Below are 13,279 nucleotides of genomic sequence, written 5' to 3' on the forward strand. Positions count from 1 at the left end.
GCGGCAGGCTTCTTTGTATATATAGAAAAATCCCCCGAGGAGAAGACGGACTCGGGGGATACAGGGTGAAGGATTCTCAAAACAAAATCCCGGAATAAGCAAAATAAAATTATGATCTGAGGTTTTTGCGGCGGTATGTCAGCGGAGTTATACCGTAATATTTCTTGAATGCGTTGCTGAACTTGGTGTGCTTTGCGTAACCGACAGCGTCCGAGATATCTCCGACCTTCATATCGGTTGTAGCGAGCTTTTCGGCAGCCCACTCCATTCTGACCTTTGTCTGATACTCTTTGAAGCCGTAGCCATAAACCTTCTTGAAGTATTTCTTAACGGTTGTGTCGCTGGTACCGTATTTTTTCGCAAAATGTGTCGCGGTGTGTTTTGAACCGAAATCATCGGTCAGGCAGCGGTAAATGTCCTCGGCAATAAGAAGCTGCTTTTCAGAAACGTCAGTGTGTTTATCGGTGCTTATCTCCTTGAGGTCAGTACCGAGATTATGTCCGATTTCAACGGTGAGCGCGATGAGCATGATCCCGTCAGCTCTGCTTAAACCTGAATTCAGGAGCTTATCAAGGGTTTGCTCTGTTGTTTTAGAATAGTTGAATACATAGCCGTTGCTGTCGAATATCTCCTCTTCGGGGAGACACATCTCTTCAACAACAAAGCGGAGCATTCTGAGCATTGCGCTTTCTTTTACAAGTGTATCAACCTGCATGATGATTTCAACGCCTGAGAAATTATCGCTCGTGAACAAAAAAGACTTGTCGTCGCCGATGCCGTAATCCATCATCACCTGACCCGAAAGAAGTATGCCCTCGGAACCGTTAACAAAAAAATGACAGCTTCCGCGCTTGCAAATCAGTGTGCGGAGATACCGTCCTTCGTCACCCTTTCTGAATCCGAGCTGCCAAAGGTCGGGAATCTCGGAGGAATGAATATCAAAAAAGATGATTTGCATGCTTTCAAAGGGGTGATAAGAAAAGATATAGCCCGCGCCGTTTGGCAGTGAAAGTTCGGTTCTTTTTTTGTGTTCGCTTTTTAAAAATCCTGCATTGTTCAGGTGACTGATTTTATCTGCCATTGAATTTCCACCTCAAAAAAAGGAAAAAATATCCATTTATTCCTAATTCTAAATTTTAACATAAAACATCAGTAATTACTACCCACTTTCAAAATATATGAACCTTTTAGAATAGACATTTTCGGGTTTTTGTTAAAAAAATTTTTGTTTAGTATAAATATTCGTTTTCAGACAGGAAAAAGCGCCGCCCACGGATTGTCCGTAGGCGACGCTTTGATAGATGAAAAATTATAATTCAACGTTGAACAGGTTGCGCATGTGGTTTATCAGATCGTCCGAGGTCGCATTGATAAGCGACGCTTCGTTGATTCCGCTGAGACGTTTCAATTCGTTGGTTGCCTGAGAATCCGATGTGAGGTTGTAACCGATGGTGTAGACGGGGATTTTCAGACCGCCGACGATCGGAGCGACGCGGTCAAGACTGTAGCCTCTGTTTTGTTCGCCGTCAGAGAGGACGAATAGCATCATCTTCGCGTTCGGAATTTCCTCCTTCTTGTCGACCATCATCTTGAGTGCGACAAGAACCGCGTTGTAGGTGGCGGTGCTGCCCTCGATGTCGAGCGCTTTTACCGCTCCCGAGAAATACGCTCTGTGCTCGTCGTCGAAAACGTCAATCGGAAGATTGATGTGGACGTTATCTGCAAACGAAACCAGACCGATGTAGTTGTCAGAGCTGATATAGGACGAAGTGGCGAGTAATGATTCTTTTAAGGAATTAATTGGTGAGCCTGCCATGCTTCCCGATACATCAGCGACGAATACCGCGATAATCGGCTGACCGCCGTCCTTGCTCTGCTTCCAGATTTTCTGGGCAGCGAGATAACCCGCGCCGTCCATTCCGTTCGGCTGACTCTTGTATTCGTTGTGGAGGTTAAAGCCCTTTTTGTCGGCGAGGCTCTGCGATTCGCTGCTCAGGCAGAACTCTGTAAACAGCTTTGCCGCTTCCTGCTTTTCTGACGAAACGTAGTCAAAGGTATAGAGCGGGTGGTCGTGGCGGATACCCGCGGGGGTGTAGACGTAGTTTTTCAGCTCAGGTGTGTTGTGATAAGCCTGCTCCTCCATGACCATCGCTTTGATAATACCCTTGGTCGCCTGGTCACGGAGAACTCCGGTGGTGTAGGCGACAGGCGGCGACTGCTTCTGATAGTCGATCAGCTTTTGCTGAGCCGTCTGCGACAGCGGATCATCCCTGTCGAACGCGTAGAGCATCGAGGTGAGGATATTCAGTCCCGTTGACGAGGTGTAGGGGTTTGTGTATGCAAAGGTCAGATCTCCTGCGAGAGAAGCGTTGAGAACATTCTCGAGTGTGACCTCGCCGTATTTTTCTGTAAAAGAATCATAAGTTTTCTTTTCCATAAGAACGCCTGCGGTGTTGCCTGCGATCCTGTCGGCGAGCTCAACAGTTCCGACGCCCTTAGCGGCGAGCATAAGCCCCCATGCTTCCGAACTGGGTGCGTAAACGTCGGGTTTGTAGTCGCCCTCGGTCATATAGGTCAGAACCTCGCCCGAGGTGATCCTGCGGACGGTAACGCTGACGGATTTTCCGCCTACGGTCACGCCGCTGCGGTTAAAGTTCTCGGCGACAATGTTCATCCAGTCGTCGGGAGAATCAGAGCTGAATTCGGTGGCGGCTGCAATTTCGATATTGATAGAGCCGTTTCCTTCCACGGTCAGAGGGAAGGTTTTGATATCTGCGAGCGTAGCCGACGCCGCTTCGTTCTTGTAAATATCGAGCTGCGGCCTGACCTCGTCGGTTTGTATCTGGTCGTTGAAAGCCTTCAGCTCTTTTATAGCCTCGTCATAGGAATAAACCTTCTCGCTGCCTGATTCGTATTTGGTGCAGCCTGCGGCTATTCCCGAGAGCATCGCGAGCGAGAGCACGCCCGCTACGATTTTTTTAGTGTTTTTCATTATTGCCTCCCATAGACGACTTCATGACTTTCAGCCATGCGTCAAGCTCGCTTCTGTCACTGACGCCGCTGCGGTTGTAGTTGTTGATGTAGGCGACGGAATATCTCAGAAGAGTGGCGACGGTTTTAAGTTCCTCCTCATTTTCGGCGAGGGAGGAGTTGATGATGTTGCCGTCGAGCTCATTGACGCTGCTTTTGCTGTCCTCGACGAGGATACAGCAGTTGATGATATTGCGGATATTGCGGCAGATGCGTTTCTCGCTCTCGTCGATGATCTCAATCGTGTCCTCGAGATAAATTGCCTCGTTTGCCTCAAGCAGACTCCTGTGACGCGCCTGATAGGTGTCGATCCTGTCCATCTGCTCCAGACAGGTTTCGACAAGCGTGTTGAGGTTAGGATTTTTGCGGCGGAGCTGTTCAAGGCGGATACGTGTTTTCTCGGGGTTGAGGCTGTCCTTCGCGTAGTCTGAGAACTGCTTTCTGTCGGTTTCGCGGTCATGCTCGAGCTGCTTCTGATTGCTGCGGCGCTGAACGATTGCGGGAATAGTGCCGCCTGCCAATGCTGTCACGCCCGTGCAGAGCGTAACGGCGGAAATGGTGGAGAGCAGGCTTACGCCGCGAATGCCGATTGCAACAATCATAGATGATGAAGCCAAAAGCCCCGCGGCAATTCCGACGAGTCCGATCGCGGAAAGTATCGCGCCGAGTATTCTGAGCGCTTTCAGCATAATTCATCACCTCTTTCGTTAAAAAATCTTTTCATTAATTTCCTGCGGTAGCGGAGAGAATGCCCTGTACAAGCTCGCGCTCGGAGTTTGCGATAACCTGAACCGCGGCACGGCGGTCCTGAGCGCCCTTCTGCTCGATCGCGATGTAGTCGAGGACAGCTCCCGTGATTTCTTTGTTTACATAGTCGATGGTCTCAATGTCAATAATGCTTCTCTGCGAGGACTTCGCTGATTCAACTACGCCGAGGTGGAACTGAGCCGCCTGTTCTCTGAGCATCTTGTTTGTGAGGTCGTCAACCGCGTTGGCAGCCTGAGCCGCCTGCAGATTGTTGTTGATGGCGATCGACATGGCGATTTTCTTTCTCCACAGGGGCATGGTGTTTACGATGCTGCTCTGGAGCTTGAGGGTCATATCCTGGTCGTTGTGCTGGATCATGCGGATCTGCGGAGCGGACTGCAGACAGCTTGTACGTGTGAGACGGAGGTTGTGAACCTGCTTCTCAAACTGGTCGAGGTTCTTTGCGAAGTTGTCGGCGAGCATAGCGTCCTCGGGCAGACCCGAAGCCTGAGCTTTAGCGTAAAGCTCGGCAAGTTCACCGCTGCGCGCGTCCTCAATCGCAATCTCAGCAGCCTTGATATACATGGTCAGAGCCTTGAAGGTGTTCCAGTTCTCGTCGTAGAGCGCGTCGAGCATAGCGATATCCTTCTGCAGGTTCAGCTTGTGACCCTCGAGCTGCTTTTCGATGCGCTCAAGCGTCTTTTCGGCGCTCTCGTTTCTTGTGCGTGTGGTGATAGCGGCGCCCTTGATCTTCTTGAAGAAGTTCGAGAGAAATCCGCCCTGATCCTTGCCGCCTTCGACGCCGTCCATAGCGACAACCATTTCAACGAGCAGGTTGCTGATTTCGCCCGTGTTCTTGGTCTTAACGTCCTGGAGGGTTTTGGTGGCGATTGCGGCGGACTGCTTTTGAATGGTCGCACCGTAGTTTGTAATGATTTCGGACTTGTGCAGGTCGATTTTCTTTGCAAAAGCCTCAACCTGAGCCTGCTCCTCGGCGGAGAGCTTTTCTACCTCGCTTAATACCTTTTGAGCTGCAAGGGCGTTTTCCTGCTCCTGAACAGGATCTGCAGCGGGTTCCTCGGGCACTCCGTCAAGCACTAACTGAATATCAGACATAGTTTATTCATCCTTTCATAAATTAAACAAAAATATAATTTTCTTTTAAATTTTATTATAACAAAAACGCTTGAATATTGTCAAGAGATTGGTTATAAAATATTGTCCCCGGACAGGAATCCTGCCCGGGGACGGAAGTAAATGAAGAAAAAGATTATACAACTGTGTTGAGATATTCGGTGATTTCAGCCTCGGTGGTCATTGCCATTACCTTTTCGGCAACAGCGTCTGCCTCCGCCTTTGTCCACTTGGAGATGTTCTTTCTGACTCTGAGGACGGAAGGCGCCGAAACGCTGAATTCGGTAAGTCCGAAGGAAATCAGCAGCGGAATCATCATCGGGTTGGCGGCAGCCTCACCGCACATACCGACGGGGATATTGTTCTCTCGTGCGTTCTTGATAATACGGCGGATCATGCGCAGAACGCTGGGCTGGAACGGGGAATAGAGGTAAGAAACATCGCCGTTGCCTCTGTCAGCCGCCATAGTATAGCCTGTGAGGTCGTTTGTGCCGATGCTGAAGAAGTCTGCTTCCTTCGCGAGGAGATCTGCGATCACACCGGAAGCGGCGGTCTCTGTCATAACGCCGACCTGAATGTTCTCGTCGAATTCAATGCCCGAAGCTCTGAGGTCGTTCTTTGCTTCCTCAACAAGCTCCTTGCCCTGACGCAGCTCTTCGATCGCCGTGATAAGCGGGAACATGATGCGGATATCGCCGAACGCGCTCGCTCTGAGGATCGCCTTGATCTGCGACTTGAACATATCGCGGTTCTTCAGGCAGTAGCGGATAGCGCGGAAGCCCATGAACGGGTTCTCTTCCTTGGCGAGTCCGAGATAGGGGATATCCTTGTCGCCGCCGATGTCGAGTGTACGGATAATGAGCGGCTTGCCCTTGAGAATCAGGCTCGCCTGCTTGTACGCTTCAAACTGCTCGTCCTCTGTGGGGAGTGAATTTCTGTCCATGAACAGGAACTCCGTGCGGAACAGACCTACGCCTTCGCCGTCAGCCTCGACAGCCTTAGTCGCGTCCTTGGGAGTACCGATGTTGCAGAACAGCTCGTATTCCTCGCCGCTTGCAGAGAGGGTCTTTTTGCCTCTGAGACTTTCGAGTTCACGGCGTTCTCTGAGGAACGCTTCGCGCTTCGCGGTGTATTCTTCGATTTGCTCTTCGGAAGGAGCTGTGATAACATCGCCGCTCTTGCCGTCGACAATGACCTGCTCACCGCTCGACAGGCTCGAAACCGCGTTCGGTACGCTGAGTACGGCGGGGATTTCGAGCGCTCTCGCCAGGATAGCGGAGTGAGATGTCTGTGAGCCTGTTTCCGTGATGATGCCGACGATGTTGTCCTTGTTGATGCCGGCCGTCATCGAGGGGGTTACTTCCTTGGCTACTAGCACTGTGCCTGCGGGAGCGTCGCTGATCTTGACCTCCTCAATGCCGAGGAGAATCGAGAGCAGACCGTCGCGGATATCCTTGACGTCCGTAGCTCTCTGCATGGTCAGGTCGTCGCCCGTTGCGGAGAACATGTCGATGAACATCTTGCAGATCTGTTCAACCGACGCCTCGGCGCACTGATGAGCCTTGATCAGGTTCTCGATTTCGCCGCCCATGAACGGGTCGCGGATAATAGCGATGTGACCGAGCAGGATCTCGGCCTCCTTCTCGCCGGTGGACTTGCGGATATTCTCCGCCTGCTCCATGGTGTTGCCGCAGAACTTGTCTACGGCATCGCGGTAACGTTGAAGCTCCGCGTCTATGTCAGTAACCTCTTTCGGTATATAATCAAGCGACTGTTCGACGACAATCATGACTCTGCCGATACCGATACCGTCGGAAGCGCCAATACCTTTTAACATTTACAATCACCTCTTGTTTAGGTACTAATATTGTAGGGCGACCGCGAGGATCGCCCCTTAATACGTGGTTTTATTCGCCCAAGCCGCTCTCGATCATCTTTACGGCTTCGTCAAGAGCCTTATCCTCTTCGGGACCGTCGCAGATAAGCTCGATTTCGCTGCCGCACTTGATGCAGGCTGCGATAATGTTGAGCAGGCTCTTAGCGTTGTAGTTGTTGCCGTTAAAGTTGATGGTTACGTTGCAGGGGTATTTGCCCATAGCGGTTGCAAATACGGAAGCGGGACGCATATGAAAGCCCTGTGCGTTAACGAGTGTTACTTTCTTTGATACCATATGTCAAAACTCCTTTATGTTCATTTTGCGGGGAGAGCGTCGGGCTCTCCCCGATAAAAATATTATTGCTTAATAAGTCAAATTATTTCTTGATAGGTCTCTTGAGGATGGCGAGCATGAGCATACCGAGAACGGAGCCGATAGCGAGCGCCAGGAAGTACAGAGCGGGGTTGCCGATGGTCGGGAGTACGAAGATACCGCCGTGAGGAGCCATCAGTGTGCAGCCGAAGAGAGCGGAGAGTGCGCCGGCGGCAGCGGAGCCGACGATGCAGCTCGGGATAACCTGGAGCGGATGACCTGCGGCGTAGGGGATAGCGCCCTCGGTGATGAAGGACAGACCCATGATGAAGTTAACGGGGCCGTTCTTTCTTTCTTCGTCAGTCCAGCGGCTTCTGAAGATAGTGGTGGAGAGAGCGATAGCGATTGGAGGAACCATACCGCCGATCATAACCGCAGCCATGATCATGTAGGTAGCGTTGTTGGGTGAGTTAGCGAGCAGACCTGCAGCGGTAACGTAAGCAGCCTTGTTGAACGGGCCGCCCATGTCGATAGCCATCATGCCGGCGAGCAGAGCGCAGAGCGGAACGATGAGAGCGGGGTTCTTGGCCATCTCGGTAACGCCGTTTGTCATACCTGTGTTGATGATACCCATGATCGGGTTGACGGCGCACATCATAACGCCTACGATGCCGAGACCTGCGAGAGGATAGATAAGTACGGGTTTGATACCTTCAAGCGCGCGGGGCAGGTGGTCGCACAGCTTTTCGAGCATCTTCATCAGCCAGCCTGCAACGAAGCCTGCGAGGAGAGCGCCGAGGAAGCCGGATACGGAGGTGCTGTCACCGCCGGGAGCCGCGAAGGTCGAGCCGACAGCTGCGAGAGAGCCGCCTACAAAGCCGACGAGCAAGCCGGGACGGTCAGCGATTGACATTGCGATAAATCCTGCGAGGATAGGAAGCATGAAGCCGAACGCCACGCCGCCGATTGACTTGAACCAAGCCGCGACGGGAGTTGCGGAACCGAAGTTGCCGTCCTGAGGAGCGCCCATTGCGGCGTCGATCAGGAATGCGATCGCGATAAAGATACCGCCTGCTACAACGAACGGAAGCATATGCGATACGCCGTTCATCAGGTGTTTATAGAGCTTTCTGCCGAAGCTCTCGTTGCCGCCGCCGTCTGAGGACGCCGCAGCAGCCTTGTCGGAATGGAATACGGGAGCCTGACCGTTGATGATCTTGTTGATGAGCTCCTCGGGCTTGTGAATGCCGTCGGCAACCTTAGTCGAGTAAACGGGCTTGCCGTCGAAACGTGCGGTCTCAACGCTCTTGTCGGCAGCGATGATGATACCGTCGCAGTTCGCGATCTCCTCGGCGGTCAGAACGTTCTTGGCGCCGCCGGAGCCATTGGTTTCAACCTTGATGGTAATGCCCATCTGTTCGCCTGCCTTGGCAAGAGCCTCGGCAGCCATGTAGGTGTGAGCGATACCTGTCGGGCAGGCTGTTACAGCCAGTACGCGGTAGCCTGATTTAGCTTCCGCTGCGACAGCCTTAGCCTCGTCGGGGAACTGCTTTGTTTCCTGATCGTCGATGATCTTCAGGAACTCGTCGGGAGTTTTCGCCGCCTTGAGCTTCGCGGTGAAATCCTCGTGCATAAGCATCTGCATCAGTCTTGCGAGAACCTCGAGGTGAACGTCGCCGTCGGTTGTCGCCGCTATCATGAAGATGAGCTTGCAGGGCTGACCGTCGGGTGAGTCGTAGTCAACGCCGTTCGGAACGGTGATGGCTGTCAGAGCGGGAGCCTTGACCGCTTCGCTCTTGGCGTGGGGAATAGCAACCTCCATGCCGATGGCGGTTGTGCCCATTCCTTCGCGGGCGATGATGCCTTCCTTGTAGGCTGCGGTGTCTTTCAGGTTACCGCATTTCTCGTGCAGGCCGACCAGCAGGTCGATTGCTTCACTCTTGGAGCTCGGTGACGCGCCCAGAGCGATGCCTTGTTTTTTCAGCAAATCGGTAATACGCATTATGTTTCCTCCTTGATTTTTATTATATTATACGCTGTACTCTTACAGCTTATGGCTCTTTGTAAACCTCGTCGAACTTCTTGAGAAGCTCGACGATTTTTTCCTTTGTCGCGAGTCCCGGAAGGAATGCAGTTGCATTGCCGCAGACGCTTCCGAGCTTGAGGGCGTATTCATAGTTCTTTTCCTTCTCGTAACCGGCAACGAAGCCCGCTACCATCGAGTCGCCCGAGCCGACGGTGTTGATGACCTTTTCCTTGAGAACGCCCGCCTTATGCTTGTTTCCGAATTCATCGATCAGCATAGCGCCTTCGCCGCCGAGCGAGATAAGCACGTTCTGAGCGCCCATCATCTGGAGCTCCTTGGCGTATTTCTCAATGTCATCCTCGGTCTTTACCTCGACCTCGAAGATCTCCGAAAGCTCCTGGCGGTTCGGCTTTATCAGGAAGGGCTTATACTTGAGGGAGTTGACAAGCAGCTTCTTTGTCGCGTCAACTACGATCCTGACCTTCTTGTGCTTGATCCTCTCGAGCATTCTCTCATAGATGTCGTCGGGCATTGTTTTCGGAACGCTGCCCGCGATAACGAGGGTGTCGTCGTTTGCGATTCGGTCGATCTTCTGGAGAAGTCTCTCGAGCTCTCTGTCGTCGATGTGAGGACCCTGACAGTTGATTTCGGTTTCCTCGCCTGCCTTGATTTTGACGTTGATGCGCGAGATGCCGTGCTTCAGCTTGATGAAATCAGTGATTATCCTGTCGTTGCGGATACCCTTTTCGATCGCCTCTCCGGTGAAGCCCGCCACAAAGCCGTAGGCGGTGCTGTCGAGGTCGAGCTCCGCGAGCACGCAGGAAACGTTGATTCCCTTTCCGCCGTAGTAGTACTCCTCGCTGGTGGTGCGGTTTGTGATACCGTTGACCAGCTTGTCAAGCCGTACAATATAGTCGATTGACGGATTGAGCGTAACGGTATAAATCACTTCATTACCTCCTTTATGACTGTTTCGTTTGCAAATCTATTGTCGGGGATGTGATCCGTGATGATGCAGCACTGCTTGAGCTGTGCGAACGATACGGAAAACAATCTCCTGAATTTCGTTCTGTCGGCGAGGATAAAAGCCATGTAGCTTGTGTTTATCGCCACTTCCTTGATGCGCGCTTCCTCGAGGTCGGGTGTCGTGTAGCCCGCCGAGAGGTCAATGCCGTTTGTGCCCATAAAAGCCTTCGAGAAGTTCAGGCCCTTCATCGAGAGAATGCTTTCGGCGCCTACAACAGCCTCGGTCAGCGGTTTTATCTTGCCGCCGAGCATGTACGTGCTCAGACCCTTTTGGATCAGCTTGCGCGCGTGTGAAATGCCGTTGGTGACGTAGGTTGCTTTGTCGTTGTCTATAAAATCAATAAGACGCGAGGTGGTGGTGCCTGCGTCGATATAAACAAAGTCGGTATTGTTGATAAGCCCGGCGCAGTACTTCGCGATTTCGGTTTTTTCATCATACATAAGGTTCTCGCGGGTGTGGACATTGTCCTCGTACATTCCGCCCGATTGGGTGATAGAGGTCGCACCTCCGAAAACCTTCTTGATTTTACCAAGCTCGTCGAGAGCTGTCAGGTCACGCCGGATAGTGGATTCCGAGGTGTCGAGCAGCTGCGCCAGTTCCGCAACGGTAACGGCGTTCTTGTCGTTGATGATGCTCAAAATTGACTGATATCTTTCCTGGGTAAGCAACTTCAATCACCTCTTAATACCATTATAGCACATAAATTATCAAAGTCAAGCAAAACTATTCAAAAATAATCAAAAAAACTATCAACTCATGAAACATTATTATCTAAAATGCGAATTTACAAATCTGCGGAAATTTTATATAATATGTATACAGTCGAAAAGCAGGCTGAATATCGCGAAAGGGGGATAATAAGTTATGGCAGAGAAAACCAAGGTTGTGATCACCGATATCCAAAAGACAGTGAAGGTGCCCAAGGGACTTCGCATGCTTATCCGCAGGTGTTGTCTTGCGACGCTCATACTCCAGGGCTACAGCGCTTCCGCTGAGATCGACGTCATCTTTACCGACAATGAGGAAATCAGAAAAATCAACGAAAAAATCTTCGGCTGCAGCAGCGTTGAGAATATGCTCTATAAGCCGATGAACGAGGACGGTGTATTGGGTGCCGTCTATGTATCGCTTGAACGTGCAAGCGAGCTCGCGCAGACTTATTTCAGTTCCCTTCAGAGGGAAGCGGTGTATTTGACAGTGCTCGGGGTACTAGGTATTCTCGGGTGCGACCCTGAGGACGAGGGAAGCAGAGCCCGTGAGGAAATGATTATGTATGAATTGGGGTTCCCGATGTCCACGGCGTATACGCTCAGCAAATAAAATAACAGACATCGACGACAAAAAGCACGCCCGTCTTTCGGAAGGGCGTGCTTAATCTTTATATATACTATTATATCAGGGCAACAGATGACCTGCGGAGGTGTAGAGCCTGTACCACTCGTCGCGTGTGAGGGTGATGTCGGAAGCCGCGGCGACTTCTTTGATACGGTCAAAGTTCATCGTGCCGGCGATCGTCTGGATCCTTGCGGGGTGACGAAGTATCCACGCCGCCGCGATCGCGGTCTTTGTGGTGTTGTACTTCGCGCTGATCTCGCCGAGCGCCCAGTTGAGGTCGGGATAGGTCTCGTTGCTGTCTACGAATGAGCCGTTTTTGCCTCTGAACGGAGCCCATGCCTGAACGGTAATGCCGTGCAGACGGCAGTAGTCAAGCAGGTCGCCGTTTCTGTCAGCGCCGCCCTCGGTGATCATATTCGCCTCGATACCTGTTGAAACAAGGCTTGAGTAGGGGATACTGAAACGCATCTGGTTGCAGTGGATCTCCTGTCTAACGCAGGTCTTGAGCAGCTCTATCTGAGAGGGGCGGTGGTTTGATACGCCGAAATAGCGAACCTTGCCCTTGCTCTCGAGCTCGTCAAAAGCCTTTGCGACCTCTTCGGGCTCACAGAGCGCGTCGGGACGGTGGAGCAGGAGAATATCAAGATAATCGGTGCCGAGCCTATTCAAAATTCCGTCGACCGATTTGATGATGTGCTCGTATGAAAAATCGTACATCACGCCGCGGATAATTCCGCACTTTGACTGGATAATCATTTTATCTCTCGGAACCGAAACGCTCTTCGTAGCCTCGCCGAAAAGCGATTCGCACTCGCCGTCGGAGTAAACGTCCGCGTGGTCAAAGAAATTTATGCCCAGATCGCAGCAGTGCTCGATATAATAGGGAATAGCGTTCTTCTCGAGGTTATTCATTCTCATGCAGCCCAGACCGATAACGGGCACCATAAGGTCGGAGTTGCCAAATTTTACGGTTTTCATATTAATCTCCTTTTAGTCTGTCGCTGTTTCTCTCTGACGGGTGCTGATGCCGCGCGGAGAGATCGGAAAGAAAATATCAAATGGGAATATATCCCGACTGTTCATAATATAATTATATATGCCAAAATATCGCAAGTCAATTGTCTGTGCAGAAATTATTTAAGTTAGTCTGTGCTAATTTATTATTCGAAAATCCTTGACAAAGTCTTAACATTCCGATATAATTAATTTTGAAAAAGCAGATATTTCTGCTGCTTTTTTACACGAATCGGTTAGTTTTGACTAACCTTTTTATCAGCCAAACGGTTAGCATTAGCTAATCTTGCTTAGGAGATGATGAAATGGTGCCATTGATTTTTGCGAATTCAGGCGACAGCTTAATAATAAAAAAGGTCGGCGGCAATCGTGATACAAAGAAGCATCTTGAAAACCTCGGCTTTGTTGTCGGCGGCGAGATTTCCGTAATCAGTGAGAACGACGGAGATCTTATCGTCAGCGTCAAGGAGTCGCGCGTAGCCGTCAGCAGAGAGATGGCGGAGAAGATTATGGTATAAGGAGATTATTTTATGAATACACTCAAAAACGTAAAGATAGGAGCGACCGTCAGGGTCATTAAGGTTCACGGTGAAGGCCCTGTCAGGCGCAGAATTATGGATATGGGCATCACGAAGGGCGTTGAAATCACCGTGCGCAAGGTAGCGCCTTTGGGCGATCCGATGGAGCTTACCGTGAGGGGCTACGAGCTCACGCTTCGCAAGGCGGACGCGGATATGATAGAGGTAGAATAAGGCGCGAAAGGCGCAAATGAAAGGA

13 protein-coding genes are annotated in these 13,279 nt (G+C 51.2%); 3 read left to right on the forward strand and 10 right to left on the reverse strand.

Annotated elements, in window-relative coordinates:
• Nucleotides 1-109: 109 nt before the first annotated feature.
• The 9 genes from AB1I49_RS04495 to AB1I49_RS04535 form a co-directional block, all read right to left on the reverse strand.
• On the reverse strand, nt 110-1,081 hold the full coding sequence (locus AB1I49_RS04495) for a helix-turn-helix domain-containing protein (RefSeq protein ID WP_407721500.1): 972 nt from the start codon (nt 1,079-1,081) through the stop codon (nt 110-112).
• 228 nt (nt 1,082-1,309) lie between these two features.
• The gene (locus AB1I49_RS04500) at nt 1,310-2,992 is read right to left on the reverse strand and encodes a vWA domain-containing protein (protein WP_407721501.1); all 1,683 of its coding nucleotides are present in this window, start codon (nt 2,990-2,992) and stop codon (nt 1,310-1,312) included.
• Complete coding sequence (locus tag AB1I49_RS04505) at nt 2,979-3,719, reverse strand: hypothetical protein (RefSeq protein ID WP_186833324.1); 741 nt, start codon at nt 3,717-3,719, stop codon at nt 2,979-2,981. Before AB1I49_RS04505 ends, AB1I49_RS04500 begins: the two co-directional genes overlap by 14 nt.
• Before the next feature lie 34 nt (nt 3,720-3,753).
• Entirely contained in the window at nt 3,754-4,893 is a 1,140-nt protein-coding gene (locus AB1I49_RS04510; RefSeq protein ID WP_186833323.1) for a toxic anion resistance protein, read from the reverse strand.
• Between the two features lie 154 nt (nt 4,894-5,047).
• Entirely contained in the window at nt 5,048-6,748 is a 1,701-nt protein-coding gene (ptsP, locus tag AB1I49_RS04515) for a phosphoenolpyruvate--protein phosphotransferase (RefSeq protein ID WP_186833322.1), read from the reverse strand.
• Between the two features lie 70 nt (nt 6,749-6,818).
• Nucleotides 6,819-7,082, reverse strand: coding sequence for an HPr family phosphocarrier protein (locus AB1I49_RS04520; protein ID WP_186833321.1), 264 nt, complete (start codon nt 7,080-7,082; stop codon nt 6,819-6,821).
• Nucleotides 7,083-7,164: 82 nt separating this feature from the next.
• Nucleotides 7,165-9,102 carry a PTS fructose transporter subunit IIABC gene (locus AB1I49_RS04525; RefSeq protein WP_186833320.1) on the reverse strand — a complete coding sequence of 646 codons (1,938 nt, stop codon included), beginning with the start codon at nt 9,100-9,102 and terminating at the stop codon, nt 7,165-7,167.
• A gap of 49 nt (nt 9,103-9,151) precedes the next feature.
• Nucleotides 9,152-10,075: a 1-phosphofructokinase gene (gene pfkB, locus AB1I49_RS04530; protein WP_316609739.1), complete on the reverse strand. Its 924-nt coding sequence runs from the start codon at nt 10,073-10,075 to the stop codon at nt 9,152-9,154.
• Nucleotides 10,072-10,821 (reverse strand): DeoR/GlpR family DNA-binding transcription regulator, encoded by a 750-nt coding sequence (locus AB1I49_RS04535; protein ID WP_407721503.1) that lies wholly within the window; start codon nt 10,819-10,821, stop codon nt 10,072-10,074. The genes pfkB and AB1I49_RS04535 overlap by 4 nt, the downstream gene beginning before the upstream one ends.
• Nucleotides 10,822-11,017: 196 nt before the next feature.
• Between AB1I49_RS04535 and ybeY the strand changes: the two genes are divergently transcribed.
• Nucleotides 11,018-11,473 (forward strand): rRNA maturation RNase YbeY, encoded by a 456-nt coding sequence (gene ybeY, locus AB1I49_RS04540; RefSeq protein ID WP_186833317.1) that lies wholly within the window; start codon nt 11,018-11,020, stop codon nt 11,471-11,473.
• A gap of 75 nt (nt 11,474-11,548) precedes the next feature.
• Here the strand turns inward: ybeY and AB1I49_RS04545 are convergent, their stop codons facing one another.
• On the reverse strand, nt 11,549-12,466 hold the full coding sequence (locus AB1I49_RS04545) for an aldo/keto reductase (protein ID WP_407721504.1): 918 nt from the start codon (nt 12,464-12,466) through the stop codon (nt 11,549-11,551).
• A 341-nt stretch (nt 12,467-12,807) separates the two neighbouring features.
• Between AB1I49_RS04545 and AB1I49_RS04550 the strand changes: the two genes are divergently transcribed.
• Entirely contained in the window at nt 12,808-13,020 is a 213-nt protein-coding gene (locus tag AB1I49_RS04550) for a FeoA family protein (protein WP_186833315.1), read from the forward strand.
• A gap of 12 nt (nt 13,021-13,032) precedes the next feature.
• Complete coding sequence (locus tag AB1I49_RS04555; protein ID WP_186833314.1) at nt 13,033-13,254, forward strand: FeoA family protein; 222 nt, start codon at nt 13,033-13,035, stop codon at nt 13,252-13,254.
• Nucleotides 13,255-13,279: the final 25 nt, after the last annotated feature.

The organism is Ruminococcus sp. NATIVEDY160 (assembly GCF_045819885.1).
Classification (GTDB): Bacteria; Bacillota; Clostridia; order Oscillospirales; family Acutalibacteraceae; genus Ruminococcoides.